The following is a 20,491-nucleotide window of genomic DNA, read 5'->3' on the forward strand; positions in this document are numbered from 1 at the left end:
CCTCAATGCGGCGCGCCTCCGCCGCCAAAGGGCACGTTGCCGCGCCTGTCGGGGCATGCGACCCCCGGACGCCCGGCAAGCGAAAGCGCAAGGGCCGGTCGGGCCACCGATATCCGGCGGCGGCGCGCAAGGTCAAGCCCCGCGAGCCCGCCCAGCGGCAAAGCTGCCGATGCCGGCGGAGGGGCCGGCGCGGGGTCGAACCCGAGCGCCTGGTTCGACAGGAAGACCGGGTCGGAAAAGCTGTAGCCGACGCCCTCGCTCGCGCCGATCCCCGCCAGGACGGTGTGGTTGAAGTCGTAGCTGGCCATCCCGTCACTCACCGGCGTGCCGAAACGATACGTGAAGATGGCATCGACCACGTCTCCGGCAAGGACCGGCACGGAAGCGATCAGGTAACGATCGATCGTATCGCTCAGCGGCGCGTTCGTCCCGTCCTGGTCGATCTGATCGATGTCGCTGGCCAGGTCGGCCTCACCCCTCGCAAGAGCGCTCAGGTTGATCAGATGGACCGAGTATTCGAGATTGTGGGAGGGGCCCGTCGTCGCATAGGTGCCGCTGGCCCCATATTGGCGAAAAGCGCGCCGTCGTTCTGAACGGTCACCCGCTCCGAGGTGCGGACCGCGGCCATCGAACTCGACGCGTGGGCGTCGCTGGTGGAACAGGCGAAGGTCTCGACCCGGAAGGTGCCGGTTGTCAGGTCCCAGCAGAGGCTTGCGGACGCGCTTTGGGCGCGCGGCAGACCGGTGATCGGGTCCAGATCGCAAAACGGCCCTTCGCCGGACATGTCGATGAAAGCCTCGGACCCGGAGGCGCCGGAAAGCAGGGACGGGTCCTGAAGCCTATCGCTGTCTCCCAACCGCTTCCGATCGAAGTCGGCGAAATGGCCGCTGACGCTGACATGGGCGACGGTGGTGCAGGAAACGGTGGCGGCCGGGACCGCGAAAGCAGGCAGCGTGGCTGGGGCAATCGTGGCGAAAACGCTGGCTTTCACTGCGATTTTCCTCGTTCCAGCAGGAAGGAATCCCGGCGCCGCGCCGCCCGCGTGGCACCGGAGAGGCATCCTGGCCCCGAAGACACCGGAGCGCCCTTGGGCCAGGCCGCCCCCCCCTCCGCTTCAGGATCAGCGCCCGTAGGTGGCGGTCAGGCTTGCGCTGTCCAGCGCGCCGGTATGGGCGAAGAAGCCCACGACCGCGCCCGAGGCGGTTTCGTCGATGGGCAGCGCGTCCTGCGGCATCGCATAGATCGTGAAGACGTAGCGATGCGGGGCGTCGCCTTCGGGCGGGCACGGGCCGCTATAGGCGTTCTGCGAATAGTCGTTGCGGGCCTGAACCGCGCCGACGGGCAGGTCGGCCGCCTTGCCCGCGCCGCGCGGCAGCGCCACGATGTCCGCGGGCAGGTTGAACAGCGACCAGTGCCAGAACCCCGATCCCGTCGGCGCATCCGGGTCGTAGACGGTCAGGATGAAGCTTCCGGTGCCCTCGGGCGCACCGGACCAGTTTAGCGCGGGCGACAGGTTCGGCCCGGAACAGCCGAAGCCGTCGAAGACGAACTCGGGCCCGATGGCCTCGCCCGGGGTCAGGTCGGGCGAACCAAGCGTCATCTCGGCGGCAAGCGGCGGCGCGGCAAGCAGCAGGGCCGCCAGCGGAAGCGGAAAACAGGTGGTCATCGTCTCTCTCTGTCTTTGGACTTGAAACGGGCCCCGGGGCGGGCCGGACGCGCCCCGAAGCGGCTTTGACGGAAGCGAGCCGGGACCGTCCGGGCTTCCCGGGCAAGGCGGTCGGCCGCGGGGCGGGGACGACGGCCTTGCGGCTTGCCCCGGGCTTGCACCCGACCGGACACCGACCGGATCCCGCCGCATATCCGGCGGTTGCCTTGCACGTTATGGTCCGCGCGCGGCCCGCGCAATTCCCCCGTTGGGGAATGGACGGTGCAGGACAGGACCGGCGATGATACCCGGATCAGGCTCCTGGGCCAGCGCGGCCGGGAAGGCTTTCGAGGGCGTGGAAAAGTCGCGGCCAATGGCTGAAGAAGATGAACTGCCCCGCATCGTCATGCAGTTCGAAGTCGATCCAGGGGTAGTCCTCGCGAAACTCCTGCACGGTTTCCGGCGGCGCAATGGGGTCGGTGGTGCCGTTGACAAAGCGCACCGGCAAGCGGCGGTTGCGGGCGGCCTCGACCGCCTCGGTCCAGTCGCCCCGGGCGAATTCGCGCATCTCCTGGGCATAGGCCCGGTGGGCCAGATGGCGCGGCGACAGGGCGACCCGGGTGCCGGCCAGAATGACCTCGCGCGTGGCCGCGTCGGCCATCACCCGCAGGTCGGGCGGCGAGTCGCCATAGACCTGCCGCACGAAGTCCTCGCGCCCGATCCGGGCGGCGTAGTGAAACCCGGCCCGGGCGACCAGCGGGATCAGCGCGGGCGTGTAATGCGCCGTGCCGACCACGAAGCGATGCCACTTGTCCATGCGGCGGTACTGAACCTCGCGGGTCATCGGCAGCACCCCCGCGAAGGCGATCAGCGCACGGACCCGGTAGGGGCAGCGGTTGGCGAAGGCAAAGCCCAGAAAGCTGTCGTTTTCCAGCGTCACCACCGAGGCGGCCCGCACGCCTTCGCGGTCGAGGATCTGGCGGATGTCGTCGAAGATCCGGGGCAGGACGCCGTCGCCCGGAGCGGTGCCAGTGGTGTTGCCATAGCCCGGTCGGATCGGGACGATCACCCGGTAGCCGCGCCGCGCCGCCTCGCGTTCGGCCTGCTCGGGCCAGAGGCAGAAGCCGTAGGTGCCGTGAAGGAAGAGAACCGGCTGACCCTCGGCATCGCCGAAGACGCGATAGGTCACGGTGCGGCGGCCGTCGCACAGCACCCGTTCGTCCGGAAAATAGGGCAAGGCGCAGGCGCGAAAGTCGGGGCGGCCGGGCCGGGCCGGCGCCGCCGGGTCGCGATACATGGAGGCGCTGATCAGGGTCAGTTCCAGCTGCGACCGGGCGCCGGTCTTGGCGAAGATCCGTTCGGACTGTTTCTTGACCGTTTCGGGCGAGACCCCGCGCCGGGCGGCGATCTCCTTGCGGCTGAGGCATTGCAGCGACAGGCCGAGGACCTCGGTTTCAGCCTCGCTGAGATCGAAGGCAGCGGCGATGTCACGCGCCACCCGGGTATTCACGGCACGGTCGAAGAGAATGACGAAATCGCAGGGCTGGGTACCTTCGAGCGTGACCGGGATGCGGCGCACCAGCGACCCCGGAAGCCGCCCCTGCAGCAGCCGCTGCGCCTGCGCCCGGCGCCCGGGTCCGGCGGTCGCACAGGCCGGACCCGAGGCACCGTCCCGGCCGGGACAGGCCGCATCGGCCCCCAGAAGGGCGTCGGCCTCGCCATTGGCGCGCAGCACCACGCCTTCGGCCGAGACCAGCAGGGCGGGCAGATGCGCATAAAGCGCGAAGAGCCGGTCGATGTCGGGAAAGGCCGTGCCGGTATCGAGGATCTGCAGGGCCTGGTCCACATGGCGCCGCGCCGCCTCGGGATCGAGAAGCGGCGCGGCCAGCGTCCCCGGCCGCGCCATGGCGCGGTCCCAGGCATCGACCAGCCGTTCATAGGCTTCGGGCCACAGCGCGGTTCCGTAGATTTCGCAGACCAGCGCGCCGAGCGGATCGGCGGCGGCCTCGGGACGCGGCGCCTCGGGCATCGCGCGAACAGTCTTCGAATCGGCCATCGCCCCCCCCCCGGAAACCGGCGTCCCGACCGGGCAGGGACCAGCGGCCCGCGCACCGCCCGTCCGAACGCCAACGACGGGCGCGACGATAGCCGCGGGGCCCCGGGCATCAAGCCGGAAAACCTTAGGACTGTCGTCGCCTTTGCCCGCACCGGCGGCACGGGCCGGGCTGCCGGGGACATGCCGCCGAATTGGACGGATTGAGGGATTATCGGGCACCGGCCGATCGCGGCGCCCGCGTCCTCCCGGCGTCTGCCGGGCCGCTAGAGGCCGAGACTGCGGATCAGCGCACCCGACACCCGGTCCACCAGGGCTTCGGTCATGTTGTAGCCCGAGGGCAGGTTGACGCCGTTGCGGGCCATCAACTCACCGCGGGGATGCTCTGGCAGGAACCGCGCGCAGTCGGTGCGGCCGCGATAGGCCTTCAGCGTCGTCAGCCTGGAAAAGAACGGCCGGCTGTCGATCGCCTGCTCGGACAGCGCCGCCTGCAGCGCGAACTTGTCGGGACCCTCCGGGTCCTGCGGCACGACCGTCACCATCCAGTAGGAATTGCACACCGATTGCGGCTGGGCGTTCAGCGCGATCCCGTCGAAACCGGCCAGCCGTTCGGCATACCACTGGAAGATCTGACGTTTCTGCGCGATCAGGTCGTCCAGCCGCTCCATCTGGGCGATGCCAAGCGCGGCCTGCACCCCGCTCATCTTGTACTTGAACGCGACCTCGTCGTTCTGGAAGAACCGGTCCCCCGGCGGGCGGCCATGGTCGCGCAGTTTCTGGATGCGGGCGAACAGCGCGGCATCGTCGGTCACGATCATGCCGCCCTCGCCGGTGGTGATCGTCTTCGAGCCGTGGAACGAAAACACCGCCATGTCGCCGAAGGCACCCGCCGCCCGGCCCTGAAAGGTCGAGCCCAGCGCCTCGGCCGCGTCCTCGATCAGCACCAGCCCATGGCGGTCGGCGATGTCGCGCAGGCGCGTCCAGTCGCACATCGACCCGTACAGATCGACCCCGATGATCGCCCGGGTGCGCGGCGTGATCGCAGCCTCGACGGCGGCGGGGTCGAGGCACCAGGTATCGGGCAGGATGTCGACGAAAACGGGCGTCGCGCCGACATAGCTGACCGGCGCCATCGAGGCGATCCAGGTCACGTCGGGACCGATCACCTCGTCGCCCGGCCCGATCCCGGCCGCGACCAGCGCCAGATGCAGCCCCGAGGTCGCGTGCGGCAGGCTGGCGGCATGGGCGACGCCGACATGGCCGGCCATCATCGCCTCGAACCGCGCATTGTAGGCGTAGTGCCCGGGGCCCCAGGCATTCATCGCCGCCTCTCGCGCCAGATCGCCTTCGCGCTCGGTGATCGAGGGGGCAGCGACAGGGATGCGGGGCAGGTCTTCGGTCGTCATGGGACTGTCCTCGTGGCGGCACAACGTATGAGAGCCGCGCGCCCCACCTATCCGAAAGCGCGACCTGTCACAACGGGAGGATGGCGCCGGGATCGACGAGAGGGACCCTGGCGCCCGGACGGCGCGCGGGCGCGGCAGAGGCCGATCCGGGACCGGCCGGGACCGGATCGGACAGGGGGTCAGAACCGATAGAGATCGCGCCCGAACGAGGGGTCGCCGCGCAGCGCACGGAACATCGTCTGGACCCGGCTCCGGCGTCCGCTGCAGACCCTGAGTGCCGTGACCTCCGCGTCAACGGCCTCGCCGCGGAACCGCGCGACCCAGTCCTCGGTCTCGGCATTGCGCTGGACCGCGTAGCGCGCGTCGGGCGTGGCGTCGCATCTGACCCCAAGGGCCGACGCGGCCCAGTCGAGATAGGGGGTCGGGTCCCCAAGCAGCGGCTCATAGACGAACGCCTTGGGCGCCAGCCCGGTGATCGTCTCGTAGGCATTCCAAAAGGCATCGCTGCGTTCGAGGAAATGGATGGCCCGCGCGATCTCGGCCCGGTCGAAAACGGTGTGGCGGTCGTTGCCGCGCAATTCGCTCGACCAGCGGCCGGTCTGCCGCGCCTTGACCAGCGAGATCGCCTGGCGCAGCCGGTCCTGCCGGGTGAGACGCGCCAGATGAATCTCGTGCGCCCGGGCGCAGAGCGTCAGGAAATCGGCCCCATAGGTTTCGCCGAACCACAGAAGATGCCGCGGAAAGATCTTGAGCGCGAAGCGCCCGTTCGCGCCGCTGGCCGCGGCAACAACCGCCGCGACATATCCTTCCGCGTCGGTGCGGCGGGGATCGACGCCCAGAAGCTTCGGCTCGATCCATTCCGAGGACCGCCCCATCACGCCGGTCGCGTCGGTCAGCTGCCCGAGCCAGCTCGACCCGCTGCGGCCCTCGGCCAGAAGGACGATGCCGGTCTGGCGGCCGGAAACGGCAGAGGTGTCGGAGGGTGTGGACATCGCGGGGTCACTTTTCGACAGGCCGCCTGGCGCGGCACGGGGGCTTCGGAATTGCGCCCCACGCCTTGATAGGATACGGCGAGGGCCGAGGCAATGAACGGGCGACGGGGGCGCGGCAGCGGCATGCAGGCAGTCATTCTGGCCGGCGGCTTCGGGACACGGATCTCGGAGGAAAGCCATCTGCGGCCGAAACCCATGATCGAGATCGGCGGCCGCCCGATCCTGTGGCACATCCTCAAGATCTACGCCGCCCATGGCATCACCGATTTCGTGATCTGCTGCGGCTATCGCGGCTACATGATCAAGGAATATTTCGCCAATCTGGTGCTGCATTCCTCGGACATCACCGTCGATACCCGCACCGGCGAGATCACCTATCACAACTCGGTCGCCGAGCCCTGGCGGGTGACCCTTGTCGATACCGGCGCCGACTCGATGACCGGCGGGCGGCTCAGGCGCGTCCGGCCCTATCTGGGCGAGCGGTTCTGCATGACCTATGGCGACGGGCTGGCCGATATCGACATCCGCGCCGAGATCGAGTTTCACATCCGCCACGGGCGCGAGGCGACGGTCGCCGCGGTGATCCCTCCGGGCCGCTATGGCGCGCTCGAGATGACCGACGAGGCCGAGGTCCGGCGCTTTACCGAAAAGCCGCCGGGCGACGAGGGCCGGATCAACGGGGGCTTTTTCGTGCTCGATCACAGCGTGCTCGACCGGATCGAGGGCGATCCGACGCCGTTCGAGGCCGCGCCGCTGGAAGGTCTTGCCCGCGATGGCCAGCTGATGGCCTGGCGCCATCCCGGCTTCTGGCATGCGATGGACACGCTGCGCGACCGCAACCACCTGGAAAACCTCTGGGCCTCGGGCACGGCGCCCTGGAAGATCTGGGCGTGAGCTTCTGGGCCGGAAAACGGGTGCTGCTGACCGGGCATACCGGGTTCAAGGGCGCCTGGGCGGGCCGCTGGCTGGCGCGGCGCGGGGCCGAGGTCACCGGGATCGCGCTGCCGCCCGAGCCGGGGCCTGCGCTTTACGACATCCTCGGGCAGGACCACCTTGCGGCCTCGCATATGGCCGACCTGCGCGATGCCGGGCGGACCGCGGAACTGGTGCGCGCGGCGCGGCCCGAGATCGTTCTGCATCTGGCCGCGCAGCCGCTGGTGCGGCTGTCCTATGCCGACCCGGTGCTGACCTTCGGCAGCAACGTGATGGGCACGGTTCACCTGCTGGACGCGCTGCGCCGCGAGGCCCGGCCGGAGGCCGTGCTGGTGGTGACCTCGGACAAGGTCTACGAGAACGACAATTCCGGCCGCGCCTTTGCCGAGACCGACCGGCTGGGCGGCCATGACCCCTATTCCGCCTCGAAGGCCGCGACCGAGATCGCGGTCGCCTCGTTCCGCCGCGCCTTCTTCGCCGAGGCCGGCATTCCGCTGGCGACCGCGCGGGGCGGCAACGTGATCGGCGGCGGCGATTTCTCGGCCGACCGGCTGGTGCCCGACATCGTGCGCGCGCTGATGGCCGATACCCCGCCCGAGATCCGCAATCCCGGCGCCACCCGGCCCTGGCAGCATGTGCTGGACTGTCTCGACGGATATCTCACCTTCGTGCAGGCGCTGGCCGAGGGCCGCGCCCTGCCCGAGGCGCTGAATTTCGGCCCCGCCCCCGACACGCCCGCCGTGACCGTCGCGGACCTTGCCGAGGGGCTTTATGCGGCACTCGGGCGCAAGCCCACGCTTGCCACCCCGGCCGAAAGCGGCCCGCACGAGATGGCCCATCTTGCCATCGACGCGGGGCTTGCCGCCCGGACGCTGGGCTGGCGGCCCCGGTTGTCGGGCGCCGAGACGCTCGATCTTACCGCCCGCTGGTATGCGGGCTTTCTGGCGGGCGAAGACGCGGCCCGCCTGACCGATCAGCAGATCGACCAGTATCAGGACAGGACGCCGTGACCCGCCATTGCCGCTTTTGCCAGGCCCCGCTGGAGCAGACCCTCGTCGATCTGGGCGAGACGCCGCTGGCCAACAGCTTTCTGCCCGACAGCCCCGAGGCCATCGCCGCGGAACGCCGCTTTCCGCTGCATGTGATGGTCTGCACGACCTGCTGGCTGGCGCAGACGACCGAGACGGTACCGGCCGATGCGATCTTCGCCCATGACTATGCTTATCTCTCGTCCTATTCGGCTGGCTGGGTCGCCCATGCCCGCCGCTATGCCGAGGCCATGGCCGACCGCTTCGGCCTGGGGGCCGGGTCGCGGGTGGTCGAGATCGCCTCGAATGACGGCTACCTGCTGCAGCACTTCGTGGCTATGGGCGTGCCGGTTCTGGGGGTCGAGCCTGCGGGCCATGCCGCCGAGGTGGCCGAGAGCATCGGCGTGCCGACCCGGGTGATGTTTTTCGACGAAACGTCGGCGGCGGCGCTGCGCGACGAGGGCTTCGCCGCCGATCTGATGGCCGCCAACAACGTGCTGGCCCATGTGCCCGACATCCGCAGCTTTGCCGCCGGGTTCCGGGTGCTGCTGAAGCCCGAGGGCGTCGCGACCTTCGAGTTTCCGCATCTGGCCCGGCTGATCGAGCAGGTCCAGTTCGACACGATCTATCACGAGCATTATTCCTATCTGTCGCTGACCTTCGTCGAGCGGCTGATGCGCGAGGTCGGGCTTTCGGTCTTCGATATCGAGCGGCTGCCGACCCATGGCGGCTCGCTTCGGGTCTTCGTGGGCCATCCGGGCGCCCATGCCGAGACCGAGGCGGTGGCGGCCCTGAGGGCCGAAGAGGCGGCGCTGCAGCTTGACCGGCCCGAGGGCTATGCGGGCCTTGCCGCCAGGGTCGCGCGGGTCGTGGCCGATTTCCGCGCCTTCGTCGCCCGCGCCCGGGCCGAGGGCAAGACGGTCGCGGGCTATGGCGCGGCGGCCAAGGGCAACACCTTCCTGAACGTCGCGGGGATCGGGCCGGACGACATCGCCTTCGTCGTCGACCGCAACCCGCAAAAGCAGGACCGCCTGCTGCCGGGCAGCCACATCCCGGTCTTGGCGCCCGAGGAAATCGCGCGGCAGAGGCCCGATTACCTCGTCATCCTGCCCTGGAACATCGCCGAGGAAGTGATGGACCAGCAGGCCGCGATCCGCGACTGGGGCGGGCGCTTCGTGACCGCCGTGCCGGAACTGATCGTCCGGTGAGGCTGACCGAGGGCGATCTTCCCGGCCTGTATCTGGTCGAAAGCCCGGTTCATGCCGATGCGCGCGGCAGCTTCGCGCGCGCCTGGTGCCGCGACACGTTCCGCGCGGCGGGGCTCGACTTCGATCCGGTGCAGGCGAACCTGTCGACTAACACCGCGCGGCACACCCTGCGCGGGCTGCATTATCAGGACCCGCCTTATGCCGAGGCCAAGCTGGTGCGCTGCGTGGCCGGGCGGATCTGGGATGTCGCGGTCGATTTGCGCCCCGGCCCCGGCTACGGCCGCTGGCAGGCGGTCGAGCTGTCGGCCGAGCGCGCCAACGCGCTGTTCCTGCCCGAAGGTCTGGCGCACGGCTTTCTGACGCTGACACCGGGCGCGGTCGTTCTGTACCACATGGGCGCGGCCCATGTTCCGGGGCAGGCCCGGGGCATCCGCTGGGACGACCCGGATCTGGCCATCGCCTGGCCAGCGCCCCCCGAGGTGATGTCCGAGGCCGACCGGACCTGGCCCGGACTGGCAGAGCGGACCTGACGCGAGGCCGCTCGCCTGTCCTTGTCGCCCGTGCTATGGCGTCCCGAACCGCACAGAAACACCCGTTCGGGGGGCACATGATCCTCGTCATCTCGCTTGACCGCTCGCACGAGCGGAGGCAGGCCGTCACCGCCGCCATGGATGCCCTCGGGCTGGCTTTCCGCTTCGTCGACGCGGTCGATGCGCGCCGCGATGCCCTGACGCCGGTCGCCCCGGCCGCCCGGATCCGCGCCGCGATGGAGCGCGACATGAGCGACGGGGAAAAGGCCTGCGCGCTCAGCCACCGCAAGGCCTATGAAACCTTTCTGGCCAGCGATGACAGCCATGCGGTGATCCTGGAGGACGATGCGATCCCCTCGCCCGCCTTCGCCGCGTTCCTGGGCGCGGGCGGGCACCTCAAGCATCCGATGATCCTGTATTATCATTCGGGTGCCCGCGTCCTGCGGAAGCCGGGCGTGCCCGCGCTTGGCGACCATCGGCTGTTCCGGCTGGCGCTGCCCGCGAACGGGGCGGTGGCCTACAGTCTGGACCGCGCCGCGGCAAAGGCGCTTCTGGCGGCGCAGACGCCGGTGGTGCGCAAGGCCGACTGGCCGATGGACATCGCGGCGCTGGGCGCCCTGGTCGTCGTGCCGCAACTGGTTGGCCATCCCGACCGGATCGCGGACCCGGGCCAGTCGCTGCTGGCGGCGGGGCGGACGAACAGGCGGGGCCTGCGGCTGGGGCGGTATCTGCGGGCGGAGTATTACCGGCGCAAGTTTCTGAAGCTGACCACGCGGCGGGTCAGCTAGGCGCCCGGTTTCAGGGCTTGGGGTGGTCGTCCCAGTCCTCGTTCAGGATCCGCCGGGCGTCGCCCTCGGGGTCCTCGAACTGGTGTGAGCGCAGCGCCCAAAAAAAGGCGCCAAGCCCCAGACCTCCGAGGAAGAGCGAAATCGGGATGAGATAGGCGATGATCTGCATGGGGCCTACCTTACCCTCAGCGCGTTCAGCGAGACGGTGATCGACGAGGCCGACATCGCCAGCGCGGCCGCCAGCGGCGTGGCCAGCCCGACCAGCGCGATCGGCACCGCGATCAGGTTGTAAAGCGCCGAGATCGCGAAGTTCTCGCGGATGCGCCGGGTGGCCTTGCGCGCCGTCGTCACGGCCCCCGACAACGCCGACAGGTCCTTGCCCAGCAGCACGATGTCCGAGGCCACCCGCGCCGCATCCAGCGCGCTGGCGGGCGAGATCGAGACATGCGCCGCGGCCAGCGCGGCGGTGTCGTTCAGCCCGTCGCCCACCATCAGCACGCGCCGTCCCTCGCGGCTGAGCGCCTGCACGGTGGCGGCCTTGTCCTCGGGCAGCGCCTCGGCCTGCCAGTCGGCGATCCCGAGCCGCGCGGCCAGATCCGCCACCGGACCGGGCGCGTCGCCCGACACCAGCCGCACCGACAGCCCCAGCGCCAAAAGCCCCGCCACCGCCTCTTCGGCCCCCGGGCGCAGCCGGTCGGCGAAGGTGAAGGCCACCGGCGCCCGCGCCCCCACCTGCAGCCAGGAGGCGGTCTCGGCCCCGGACCGCGCGCCGACCCAGGCGGCCCGGCCAAAGCGTACGCGCTCGCCGCCGAAGGCACCCTCGATCCCGTAGCCCGGCACCTCGCGGATGTCGGCGACCCGGGCCGGGTGAAGCCCGGCCTTGCGCCCCGCCTCGGCCAGCGCGCGGGCCAGCGGATGGGCCGAGCCCTCCGCCAGCGCCAGCGCGATTTCCAGATCGCGGCGGGGATGATCGCCCAGATTGGTCGGCTCGGGCGCGCCGAGCGTCAGCGTGCCGGTCTTGTCGAAGACGACCGCATCGACCTCGGCCAGACGTTCGAGCGCGGTGCCGTCCTTGATCAGCAGCCCGCGCCGGAACAGCCGCCCCGACGCGGCGGTGGTGACGGCGGGCACGGCCAGCCCCAGCGCACATGGGCAGGTGATGATCAGCACGGCGACCGCGATGTTCAGCGCCAGCCGGATGTCGCCGCCGGAAATCCAGAGCCAGGCCAGAAACGCCGCCAGAGCCAGAAGATGCACGCCGGGGGCATAGATCCGCGCGGCCCGGTCGGCGAGCGAGGTGTAGCGGTTCTTCGAGCTTTCGGCGATGGCGACCAGATCGGCCATGCGGTGCAGCGAGCTGTCCTGCCCGGCCGCGGTCACGGTCATGGCCAGCGGCCCGGTCAGGTTCACCTCGCCCGCGCTCAGCGCCATGCCCGGTCCGGCAAAGGCGGGCAGGCTCTCGCCGGTCAGCAGCGAGCGGTCGATTTCCGACTGGCCCTCGGCCACGATCCCGTCGACCGGCACCCGGGCGCCGGGGCGCACCAGCACCACGTCGCCGACCGCGATCCCGGCAATCGGCACCGTCTCTTCGCCCGTTGCCGTTCGGCGCTGCGCGCGCGGCACCTCGAGCGCGGCCAGTTCCTCGGCGGCCGAACGCGCGACGGCGCGGGTGCGGTGGTCGAGATAGCGGCCCGCCAGCAGGAAGAAGGTCAGCGACAGCGCCGCGTCGAAATAGGCATGCGGCCCGTGCTGGGCGGTTTCATACAGTGACATGCCCGCGGCCAGCGCGATGGCCAGCGAAATCGGCACATCCATGTTGAGCCGCCCGTGCCGCAAGACCGCAAAGGCGTTCCGGAAGAAAGGCTGGGCGGCGAAGACGATGGTCGGCAGCGCGATCATCGCCGAGACCCAGTGGAAAAGGTCGCGCGTGGCATCCGCCGCGCCCGACCAGACCGCCACCGACAGCAGCATCACGTTCATCATCGCAAAGCCCGAGACGGCGATCCGCATCAGGATATCGCGCCCGGCCTTGTCGGTCGCGGTGGCCGCGATCACACCGGGGTCGAGTTCATGCGCCTCGTAGCCGATGGCCTCCAGCACCCCGACCAGCCGGTCGGCGGTGACGGCGGGCGCGGCCTCGATGGCGACGCGTTTCAGCGTCAGGTTCACCCGGGCGTTCCGGACGCCCTCGGTGCCGTTCAGCGCCCGTTCGACCGCCGAAATACAGGCCGCGCAATGGATCGTCGGCAGGGACAGGAACAGCCGCGCGTCCTTGGGGGCCTCGGCATCGGCCAGCGCCTCGGCCGAGGGCGCGACCGCGCAGGCCGGGCAGGCCGCCGGACGCATCTGCATCTCGGCGCCCATGGGTCAGCCGTCCACGTGAAGTTGCAGCCGTTGCCGGAACGGCGTGCCGTCCTCGGAGGCGGCCGTCACGCGGATCGTCCAGAAGCCCGGCCCCAGATCGAGCGGCGACGAGAAGGTGCCGTTGTAATACAGCATCGCCGGCCTCTTGTCGTCGCGCACGCTGGTCGCGCGGCCGACCAGAACGTCGAGGTCGCGCACCTCGACCGGCTTGCCGTCCGCCCCCTCGAAGCGCAGCGCCAGCACCCGTTCGGCCTCGTCATAATCGATGCTGGTGGTCCAGCCCAGCGCCTGCTGTTCGTGCAGATGGGTGTTGAACTCCTGGCTCGCGACATAGGAATTGGCGACTTCCAGGCCGGGGAAGGTATGCACCGCCTGATAGGCCAGCGTCAGGTTGACGCCGACCACCACGGCGAAGGCCGAAACCGTGAAGATCAGGACCTTCCGGCCCGTCAGTTCGCTGCCCATCACTTCATCCCTTTCCCGTTGAAGACCGTGTCGTCATAGGTCCGCTCGGCGGCCGCGGGATCCTCGAGCCAGATCCGCACATCCGAGGTCGTCGCATTGGCCGGGGGGCTGCCCGCGGGCGCCACGATGTAGACCCGCTTGAGCAGGGTCGCATCGGGCGGCACCGTGAAGGTCCCGTCTTCCGAGCCTTCGACCGAAATGGCATAGGCCTCGTCCGGGGTCACGGTCAGGCGGAACGCCCGTTCGTCACCATGCATGTTGCGCACCCGCACGTCATAGGTGTTGCGGATCGAGCCGTCCGACATGGTGACGAAGATCGGGTTGCGGACCGGCGCGACCGTCATGTCGATGTCAGACCGCACGAAGAGCGCCACCAGAAGGCCGATGCCGACGGCCGACCAGAGCGCCGTGTAAAGGATGGTGCGGACCCGGAACACATGCTTCCAGATCGATTTCGGCCGGTTGCCGGCGCGTTCGCGCGCCTCGTCCGACAGCGCCATGTAGTCGACCAGACCGCGTGGCTTGCCGACCTTGTCCATCACCTCGTCGCAAGCGTCGATGCACAGCCCGCAGGTGATGCAGGCCAGTTGCTGGCCGTCGCGGATGTCGATGCCCATCGGGCAGACATTGACGCAGGCATTGCAGTCGATGCAGTCGCCCAGCCGCTCGGCGCCCTCGGCCTTGCGGTGCTTGCCGCGCGGTTCGCCCCGCCATTCGCGATAGCCGATGGTGATGGTGTCCTCGTCCATCATCGCGGCCTGGATGCGCGGCCAGGGGCACATGTAGACGCAGACCTGTTCGCGCATGAAGCCGCCCAGGATGAAGGTCGTCAGCGTCAGCACCAGGATCGTGGAATAGGCCACCGCATGGGCCTGGAAGGTGATCAGGTTCCACAGAAGCGTCGGCGCATCGGCGAAATAGAAGACCCAGGCGCCGCCCGTGGCCACCGCGATGGCAAGCCAGAGCCCCCATTTGGTCAGCCTGAGCCGCCATTTGGTGGCGTCCCAGCGCGCGTTCCACAGACGCACGCGCTTGTTGCGGTCGCCCTCGACCCAGCGCTCGACCAGAATGAAGAGATCGGTCCAGACCGTTTGCGGGCAGAAATAGCCGCACCAGACCCGGCCCAGCGCCGAGGTGAAGAGGAAAAGCCCCAGCCCGGCCATGATCAGCAGCCCGGCGACGAAGTAGAATTCGTGCGGCCAGATCTCGATCCAGAAGAAGAAGAAGCGCCGGTTGGCGAGGTCGATCAGGACCGCCTGATCGGGCAGGTTCGGTCCGCGATCCCAGCGGACCCAGGGCAGCAGGTAATAGATGCCGAGGCAGATCGCCAGGAGCCACCATTTCAGGCTGCGGAACTTGCCCGAGACGCGCCGGGGAAAGATCGGTTCGCGGGCGGAATACAGGCGGTCGGGATTCTGGTCAGTCGAGCTCACACGCTCACTCCGTTCGGGCTGCGGGCCGGGTCCGGCGTGCCTTTGCGGTCGCGTCGCGACGTGGGCCCTCGTTCTTCGATAGCTAGAACCTGCATCCTCACAAGGAAACCGACGAGGCGTTCACTTCTGAGGCGGATTGCGGAGTCTTTGACGACGAATCGCACAGGTCGCAGGGTGAGAACTGGAAAAACTCTAATTCTGCGCGCGAACGCACAGTGCTCTCTTAGATAGCGCGCTGGACGATGGGGGAGGTTTTGGGCGAGGATAGACACCGGCCCCCGTGGAAACGCGCGAACAGGATGGGGGCCGGTGCCATCGACCGGGGGCCATTGGCCCCCGGAAGTCGTTTGATCATTCGCCGCCACCCAACTGGTGGACATAGACCGCGACCGACTTGCGCTCCGCCTCGCTCAGACGGTCCTGCCAGGTCGGCATGACCCCGAAGCGCGCCTTCGTCACAGTCTCGGTCAGCGTCGCGACGTCCCCACCGTAAAGCCAGATCGCGTCCGTCAGATTGGGCGCGCCCACGGTGCGGTCGCCGCGGCCATCCTCGCCATGGCATGCAGCACAGTTATCAAGGAACACCGTTTCGCCCTGACTTGCCAATGCGGCATCGTGTTCCTGCCCGGAGATTTTCCGGACGTACTGGACCACCTGGTCGATCTCCTCGCCGGACAGAAGCCCGTCGGTGCCGAAGGAGGGCATCTGCGACCAGCGCGCGTCGGGGTTGTCCTCGTTCCGCACGCCGTTGGTCACGGTGTAGTAGATGTCCTCGAGCTTGCCGCCCCAGAGCCAGTCGTCGTCCAGCAGGCTGGGATAGCCCTGCCCCTGCACGCCGGCCGCGCCCGACCCGTGGCACTGGGCGCAATAGGTGCGGAACACCGCGCCGCCGCCCTGAACCGCGTAGTTGTAAAGCGCGGGGTCCGCCTCGATCGCCGCCGGGTCCTCCATCGGCGCCGCCGCGACCCGGGCAATAAGTTCGGCATTGCGGTCCTCGTAGTCCTTGATCTCGGCCTCGACCGCATGCCGGGTCGAATAGCCCAGAAGCCCCGGGGTCGCCCCGGTCACCAGCGGCCAGGCCGGATAGAGCATCGAGTAGATGAAGGCGAAGGCGATGCAGGCGTAGAAGGTCCAGAGCCACCAGCGCGGCAAGGGATTGTTCAGCTCTTCGATGCCGTCCCAGCTGTGACCGGTGGTGCCGACTTCGCCGGGCTTGGTGTTGTGATCGCTCGAACTCATGTCCGCGCCTCCTTTCGGCACGTCGCACCATCCTCGGTGCCTGCAGGTTTGTCTTCATGCCGGAACGGGATGTTGGCCGTGTCGCGGTGGTCCTTGGCGCTGCCCGGGCGCAGGGCCCAGACGATCACGCCGACGAAGAACACCGTGAGTGCCAGCAACATCCAGCTGTCGGCGAACTCGCGCATGACGGAATAGGTATCCATGCCCCCGTCCTCAGCGGCTCGCATCCGGCTCGAAGGTCGAGAAGTCGACCAGCGTGCCCAGCATCTGCAGATAGGCGATCAGCGCATCCATTTCCGAGATGCCCTCATTGCCGTCGAAGTTGCGCACCTGCGCCCCCGGATAGCGTTCCAGAAGACCGTCCACGCCATCGGCATAGGGGTCGATCTGGGCGTTGAAATCCGCGACCGCGTTCTCGATCATCTCGTCGGTATAGGGCACGCCCACCGCGACATGGGTGCGCATCTTGTCGGCCATGTAGGTCGGGTCGACCATGCGCCGTTCGAGGAAGGCGTATTTGGGCATCACCGATTCCGGCACCACCGATTGCGGGTTGCGCAGGTGGTGGACATGCCAGGCGTCGGAATAGCGCCCGCCGACCCGCGCCAGGTCGGGCCCGGTCCGCTTGGACCCCCACTGGAACGGGTGGTCGTACATCGATTCGGCCGCCAGGCTGTAATGGCCGTAGCGTTCCACCTCATCGCGCATCGGGCGGATCATCTGGCTGTGGCAGACATAGCAGCCTTCGCGGATGTAGATGTCGCGCCCCGCCAGTTCCATCGGCGAGTAGGGGCGCATGCCCTCGACCTTCTCGATGGTGTTCTGAAGGTAGAACAGCGGGGCGATCTCGACCAGACCGCCGATGGTCACGACGAGGAAGCTGAACACCAGCAGAAGCGATGCGTTCTTCTCAAGGATCTTGTGTTTTTCGAGAATGGACATGGCTTCCGTCCTTATTCAGCAGGGGCCGCAACCGGCGTCGCCTGCTTGGCGGGCGCGGAGGTCGCGGTCTTCCAGATGTTGTAGCACATGATCAGGGCCCCGGTGACGTACATGCCCCCGCCAAGCGCGCGGACGATATACATCGGATGCTTGGCCGCGACGGTGTCCGCGAAGGAGTTCACCAGGAACCCTTGCGCGTCGACTTCGCGCCACATCAGGCCTTCCATGATCCCGGTGACCCACATCGAGGCGGCGTAAAGCACGATCCCGATGGTGGCGAGCCAGAAGTGCCAGGAGACGAGCGTGGTCGAATAGAGCCGCTCGCGGTTCCACAGCCGCGGCGCGAGGAAGTAGAGCGCGCCGAAGGTGATCATTCCGTTCCAGCCCAGAGCGCCGGAATGGACGTGGCCGATGGTCCAGTCGGTGTAGTGCGACAGCGAGTTGACCGCGCGGATCGACATCATCGGGCCTTCGAAGGTCGACATGCCGTAGAAGCCGACGGCCACGACCATCATGCGGATGACCGGGTCGGTGCGGATCTTGTCCCAGGCGCCCGACAGCGTCATCAGGCCGTTGATCATGCCGCCCCAGGAGGGCATCCACAGCATGACCGAGAAGACCATGCCCAGCGTGCCGGCCCAGTCGGGCAGCGCGGTATAGTGCAGGTGGTGCGGACCCGCCCAGATGTAGAGGAAGATCAGCGCCCAGAAGTGGATGATGCTGAGCTTGTAGCTGTAGACCGGGCGTTCGGCCTGTTTCGGCACGAAGTAGTACATCATGCCCAGGAAGCCCGCGGTCAGGAAGAAGCCCACCGCGTTATGGCCGTACCACCACTGGGTCATGGCGTCCTGCACGCCCGAGAAGACCTGCACGGATTTCGAGCCCCAGATCGAGACCGGCAGGCTGAGGTTGTTGATCAGGTGCAGCATCGCCACGGTGACGATGAAGCTGAGGTAGAACCAGTTGGCGACGTAGATATGGGGCTCTTTGCGCTTGAAGATCGTGCCCATGAAGATCGCCAGGTAGGTCACCCAGATAACCGTCAGCCAGATGTCGGTGTACCATTCGGGCTCGGCATATTCCTTGGACTGGGTGGACCCCAGCAGGTAGCCGGTCGCCGCCAGCACGATGAACAGCTGATAGCCCCAGAACACGAACCAGGCGAGGTTGCCGCCCCAGAGCCGCGCCGCGCTCGTGCGCTGGACCACGTAGAACGAGGTGGCGATCAGGGCGTTGCCGCCGAAGGCGAAGATCACGGCCGAGGTGTGCAGCGGACGCAACCGGCCGAAGTTCATGTACCCGCTGGCCCATTCGAAGTTCAGGCCGGGAAAGGCCAGCTGGCTGGCGATGAACGTGCCGGCGGCAAAGCCGACCACGCCCCAGAAGCAGGTCGCGATGACACCCGCCCGGATGACATCGTCCATGTAGCCGGTCCTGTCGACCGCCGGTTTCGGCGCGCCGAGCCCCCGCACCGTCCAGGCGGCGAGGCCGCCCGTGACGAGCAGGATGATCACCGCGTGCACCATGTATGCCATGTCGCGTGCCATGAACGCGGCGACCGCGGCGAACACCGCAATCACGCCCAGGACGGCGATCTTAACGTAGTCCCACATTGATAGTCCCTTCGTCTTTCACCGACCGAACCGCCTTCGGCCGACTCCCTCACGATGCCGTGACGTATTCTATGGTATGCACAGATATGCATTGATCCAAGTCAATCTCTCTTTAGCTTGTCCAATTCAAGCTTGATCTTGGTCAAAGCCTTGGAACATCGTGGTCATTTATGGTCTGCGCAACGTCACCAACGACGCGAAGGAGTATTGCGGTGGGCTACAAGACCATCCTGACCATCATCACCGACACGGATATCTCCGACTCGGCGCTCGAACCGGCGATCACCCTCGCCGCCCGCGAAGAGGGGCATCTGGACATCCTCTGCCTCGGCGTGGACCGCACCCAGACCGGGTATTACTACGCGGGCACCAACGCCTTCATCCAGCAGGAGACCCTGCACAAGGCCCAGGAAGATGCCGCCGCCATCGAGAGCGCCGTGAAGGCCCGCATGGGCCGCGAAACCGTCGCCTGGAGCAGCGAGGCCGCGGTGGCGCAGATCGCCGGGCTCAGCCATCTGGTGGCGCAGCGCGCGCGGTTCTCGGATCTGGTGATCATGCCCCGCCCCTATGGCGAGGGCCGCGGCATCGAGGACGAGGCGGCGACCGAGGCGGTTCTGTTCGACGGGCATGCGCCGCTTCTGGTGGTGCCGGCCGGGGCCGACACCGCCCATATCGGGCGCAAGATCGTGATCGCCTGGAACCAGAGCGACGAGGCGATGGCCGCGCTGAAAGAGGCGATGCCGCTGATGCAGGCCGCCGAGGTGGTCAATATCGCGGTGGTCGATCCGCCGAAGCACGGCCCCGACCGGTCGGACCCCGGCGGTGCGCTGTCGCAGATGCTGTCGCGCCATGGCGTCAAGACCGAAATCTCGGTACTGGCCAAGACCACGCCGCGGGTCTCGGACGTGCTGCAGCGCCATGCGATGGATATCGGCGCCGACATGATGATCATGGGGGCCTACGGCCATTCGCGCTTCCGCGAGGCGATCCTTGGCGGCGCGACCCGCAGCATGCTTGAAAAGACCACGATCCCGGTCCTGATGGCGCATTGACGCGCCGCGGACGGCCCGGCCTGGGGGACGCCCTCAGGCCGGCATGCCGCCGTCGCTGTCATCGCCGGTCTCGCCCAGCAACCGATCGAAATCCGGAACCGTCACATGGCGCTTGCCTTCCAGCACGATCACGCCGTCGCGCTTCAGCGCCGAGATCTGGCGGCTGACGGTTTCCAGCGTCAGGCCCAGATAGTCGGCCATCGCCTCGCGGGTCAGCGGCAGGTCGAACACGATCCGCCCTCGGGTCGGCCCGAGCTTCAGCGTGGCGTCGCGCCGGGCGATGATGGCCAGCAGGCTCGCGATCTTCTCGCGCGCGGTCTTGCGGCCCAGAAGCAGCATCCATTCCCGCGCCGCGTCCAGTTCGTCCAGCGTCATTTCCAGAAGCCGCTGGCCGATATGCGGCGTGCGGATCATCAGCTCTTCGAACGGCTTGCGCCGGAAGCAGCACATCGTGAGCTGAGTCGTCGCGGTCACGTCATAGGCCGCGCTTTCGCGCCCCGGGCGCCCCACGAAATCGGACGGCAGCAGCAACCCCACCATCTGGGTGCGGCCGTCCTCCATCGTCTGGCTGAGCGTGGCGATGCCTTCCATGACCGAGCCGACGAAATCCATCCGGTCGCCGGACCAGATCACGGTCTGACCGGCGTCGAAGGTACGGTAGTACTTGATGGCCTCGAGCGCCTCGAGTTCGTCCGTCTCGCAGCGGGCACAGACCGCGCGGTGACGAATCGGACAATCAAAGCACTCGATATGAGCAACGGGCGTGTCGGTAACGGCCATTCCGTTTCCAATTTTGACTT

Annotated in this window: 21 protein-coding genes; 6 read left to right on the top strand and 15 right to left on the bottom strand. The window is 68.1% G+C overall.

The features are described from left to right. Positions 1-2: 2 nt before the first annotated feature. From C8N38_RS11600 to C8N38_RS11625, 6 genes are all read right to left on the bottom strand, one after another. Positions 3-380: a hypothetical protein gene (locus C8N38_RS11600; protein WP_146176262.1), complete on the bottom strand. Its 378-nt coding sequence runs from the start codon at positions 378-380 to the stop codon at positions 3-5. A gap of 119 nt (positions 381-499) precedes the next feature. Further along, positions 500-991 (bottom strand): thiamin pyrophosphokinase, encoded by a 492-nt coding sequence (locus C8N38_RS11605; protein ID WP_108027348.1) that lies wholly within the window; start codon positions 989-991, stop codon positions 500-502. 129 nt (positions 992-1,120) lie between these two features. Further along, positions 1,121-1,666: a YbhB/YbcL family Raf kinase inhibitor-like protein gene (locus C8N38_RS11610; protein WP_108027349.1), complete on the bottom strand. Its 546-nt coding sequence runs from the start codon at positions 1,664-1,666 to the stop codon at positions 1,121-1,123. 292 nt (positions 1,667-1,958) lie between these two features. After that, positions 1,959-3,701 (bottom strand): alpha/beta fold hydrolase, encoded by a 1,743-nt coding sequence (locus tag C8N38_RS11615; RefSeq protein ID WP_146176263.1) that lies wholly within the window; start codon positions 3,699-3,701, stop codon positions 1,959-1,961. Positions 3,702-3,964: 263 nt separating this feature from the next. After that, a complete protein-coding gene (locus C8N38_RS11620; RefSeq protein WP_108027351.1) occupies positions 3,965-5,104 on the bottom strand; it encodes a DegT/DnrJ/EryC1/StrS family aminotransferase in 1,140 nt (379 codons plus the stop codon). Between the two features lie 179 nt (positions 5,105-5,283). Further along, positions 5,284-6,096, bottom strand: a complete 813-nt coding sequence (locus C8N38_RS11625; protein ID WP_158272342.1) for a Stf0 family sulfotransferase — start codon at positions 6,094-6,096, stop codon at positions 5,284-5,286. Between the two features lie 123 nt (positions 6,097-6,219). Here C8N38_RS11625 and rfbF point away from each other — a divergent pair, with 123 nt between their 5' ends. The 5 genes from rfbF to C8N38_RS11650 all read left to right on the top strand — a co-directional run bounded on the left by rfbF (position 6,220) and on the right by C8N38_RS11650 (position 10,583). Continuing rightward, the gene (gene rfbF, locus C8N38_RS11630) at positions 6,220-6,990 is read left to right on the top strand and encodes a glucose-1-phosphate cytidylyltransferase (RefSeq protein WP_108027499.1); all 771 of its coding nucleotides are present in this window, start codon (positions 6,220-6,222) and stop codon (positions 6,988-6,990) included. Next, complete coding sequence (gene rfbG / locus C8N38_RS11635; protein ID WP_215731133.1) at positions 6,987-8,039, top strand: CDP-glucose 4,6-dehydratase; 1,053 nt, start codon at positions 6,987-6,989, stop codon at positions 8,037-8,039. The genes rfbF and rfbG overlap by 4 nt, the downstream gene beginning before the upstream one ends. Next, positions 8,036-9,265 (top strand): class I SAM-dependent methyltransferase, encoded by a 1,230-nt coding sequence (locus C8N38_RS11640; protein WP_108027353.1) that lies wholly within the window; start codon positions 8,036-8,038, stop codon positions 9,263-9,265. Before rfbG ends, C8N38_RS11640 begins: the two co-directional genes overlap by 4 nt. Beyond that, positions 9,262-9,795, top strand: coding sequence for a dTDP-4-dehydrorhamnose 3,5-epimerase (rfbC, locus tag C8N38_RS11645; protein ID WP_108027354.1), 534 nt, complete (start codon positions 9,262-9,264; stop codon positions 9,793-9,795). Before C8N38_RS11640 ends, rfbC begins: the two co-directional genes overlap by 4 nt. 77 nt (positions 9,796-9,872) lie before the next feature. After that, positions 9,873-10,583 (top strand): glycosyltransferase family 25 protein, encoded by a 711-nt coding sequence (locus C8N38_RS11650; protein WP_158272343.1) that lies wholly within the window; start codon positions 9,873-9,875, stop codon positions 10,581-10,583. A 10-nt stretch (positions 10,584-10,593) separates the two neighbouring features. Here the strand turns inward: C8N38_RS11650 and ccoS are convergent, their stop codons facing one another. The 8 genes from ccoS to ccoN form a co-directional block, all read right to left on the bottom strand. Next, positions 10,594-10,752: a cbb3-type cytochrome oxidase assembly protein CcoS gene (gene ccoS, locus C8N38_RS11655; RefSeq protein ID WP_108027356.1), complete on the bottom strand. Its 159-nt coding sequence runs from the start codon at positions 10,750-10,752 to the stop codon at positions 10,594-10,596. A gap of 5 nt (positions 10,753-10,757) precedes the next feature. Beyond that, positions 10,758-12,947: a heavy metal translocating P-type ATPase gene (locus C8N38_RS11660; RefSeq protein ID WP_108027357.1), complete on the bottom strand. Its 2,190-nt coding sequence runs from the start codon at positions 12,945-12,947 to the stop codon at positions 10,758-10,760. A gap of 3 nt (positions 12,948-12,950) precedes the next feature. Further along, a complete protein-coding gene (locus C8N38_RS11665) occupies positions 12,951-13,412 on the bottom strand; it encodes a FixH family protein (protein WP_108027358.1) in 462 nt (153 codons plus the stop codon). Then, complete coding sequence (ccoG, locus tag C8N38_RS11670) at positions 13,412-14,845, bottom strand: cytochrome c oxidase accessory protein CcoG (RefSeq protein ID WP_108027359.1); 1,434 nt, start codon at positions 14,843-14,845, stop codon at positions 13,412-13,414. The genes C8N38_RS11665 and ccoG overlap by 1 nt, the downstream gene beginning before the upstream one ends. A gap of 351 nt (positions 14,846-15,196) precedes the next feature. Continuing rightward, positions 15,197-16,084 (bottom strand): cytochrome-c oxidase, cbb3-type subunit III, encoded by an 888-nt coding sequence (gene ccoP / locus C8N38_RS11675; protein ID WP_108027360.1) that lies wholly within the window; start codon positions 16,082-16,084, stop codon positions 15,197-15,199. Beyond that, positions 16,081-16,287 carry a cbb3-type cytochrome c oxidase subunit 3 gene (locus C8N38_RS11680; RefSeq protein ID WP_108027361.1) on the bottom strand — a complete coding sequence of 69 codons (207 nt, stop codon included), beginning with the start codon at positions 16,285-16,287 and terminating at the stop codon, positions 16,081-16,083. Before C8N38_RS11680 ends, ccoP begins: the two co-directional genes overlap by 4 nt. Positions 16,288-16,297: 10 nt before the next feature. After that, the gene (gene ccoO / locus C8N38_RS11685; protein ID WP_108027362.1) at positions 16,298-17,026 is read right to left on the bottom strand and encodes a cytochrome-c oxidase, cbb3-type subunit II; all 729 of its coding nucleotides are present in this window, start codon (positions 17,024-17,026) and stop codon (positions 16,298-16,300) included. 11 nt (positions 17,027-17,037) lie between these two features. Further along, on the bottom strand, positions 17,038-18,639 hold the full coding sequence (ccoN, locus tag C8N38_RS11690; protein ID WP_108027363.1) for a cytochrome-c oxidase, cbb3-type subunit I: 1,602 nt from the start codon (positions 18,637-18,639) through the stop codon (positions 17,038-17,040). 212 nt (positions 18,640-18,851) lie between these two features. On the opposite strand from ccoN, the gene C8N38_RS11695 reads away from it, so the two are divergent. Beyond that, entirely contained in the window at positions 18,852-19,691 is an 840-nt protein-coding gene (locus C8N38_RS11695; protein WP_108027364.1) for a universal stress protein, read from the top strand. Positions 19,692-19,724: 33 nt separating this feature from the next. Here the strand turns inward: C8N38_RS11695 and fnrL are convergent, their stop codons facing one another. Then, complete coding sequence (fnrL, locus tag C8N38_RS11700; protein ID WP_075787063.1) at positions 19,725-20,471, bottom strand: transcriptional regulator FnrL; 747 nt, start codon at positions 20,469-20,471, stop codon at positions 19,725-19,727. Positions 20,472-20,491 lie beyond the last annotated feature (20 nt).

The sequence above is a fragment of the Rhodovulum kholense genome, assembly GCF_003053725.1.
Taxonomy (GTDB): Bacteria; Pseudomonadota; Alphaproteobacteria; order Rhodobacterales; family Rhodobacteraceae; genus Rhodovulum; species Rhodovulum kholense.

Excerpts from the sequence above, each read along its gene's own strand:
- fnrL (WP_075787063.1), bottom strand. The coding sequence starts at position 20,471 with ATGGCCGTTACCGACACGCCCGTTGCTCATATCGAGTGCTTTGATTGT.
- C8N38_RS11625 (WP_158272342.1), bottom strand. The coding sequence starts at position 6,096 with ATGTCCACACCCTCCGACACCTCTGCCGTTTCCGGCCGCCAGACCGGC.
- rfbF (WP_108027499.1), top strand. The coding sequence starts at position 6,220 with ATGCAGGCAGTCATTCTGGCCGGCGGCTTCGGGACACGGATCTCGGAG.
- C8N38_RS11665 (WP_108027358.1), bottom strand. The coding sequence starts at position 13,412 with ATGGGCAGCGAACTGACGGGCCGGAAGGTCCTGATCTTCACGGTTTCG.
- C8N38_RS11610 (WP_108027349.1), bottom strand. The coding sequence starts at position 1,666 with ATGACCACCTGTTTTCCGCTTCCGCTGGCGGCCCTGCTGCTTGCCGCG.
- C8N38_RS11660 (WP_108027357.1), bottom strand. The coding sequence starts at position 12,947 with ATGGGCGCCGAGATGCAGATGCGTCCGGCGGCCTGCCCGGCCTGCGCG.
- C8N38_RS11620 (WP_108027351.1), bottom strand. The coding sequence starts at position 5,104 with ATGACGACCGAAGACCTGCCCCGCATCCCTGTCGCTGCCCCCTCGATC.
- C8N38_RS11680 (WP_108027361.1), bottom strand. The coding sequence starts at position 16,287 with ATGGATACCTATTCCGTCATGCGCGAGTTCGCCGACAGCTGGATGTTG.
- ccoO (WP_108027362.1), bottom strand. The coding sequence starts at position 17,026 with ATGTCCATTCTCGAAAAACACAAGATCCTTGAGAAGAACGCATCGCTT.
- C8N38_RS11650 (WP_158272343.1), top strand. The coding sequence starts at position 9,873 with ATGATCCTCGTCATCTCGCTTGACCGCTCGCACGAGCGGAGGCAGGCC.
- ccoS (WP_108027356.1), bottom strand. The coding sequence starts at position 10,752 with ATGCAGATCATCGCCTATCTCATCCCGATTTCGCTCTTCCTCGGAGGT.
- ccoP (WP_108027360.1), bottom strand. The coding sequence starts at position 16,084 with ATGAGTTCGAGCGATCACAACACCAAGCCCGGCGAAGTCGGCACCACC.
- C8N38_RS11615 (WP_146176263.1), bottom strand. The coding sequence starts at position 3,701 with ATGGCCGATTCGAAGACTGTTCGCGCGATGCCCGAGGCGCCGCGTCCC.
- ccoN (WP_108027363.1), bottom strand. The coding sequence starts at position 18,639 with ATGTGGGACTACGTTAAGATCGCCGTCCTGGGCGTGATTGCGGTGTTC.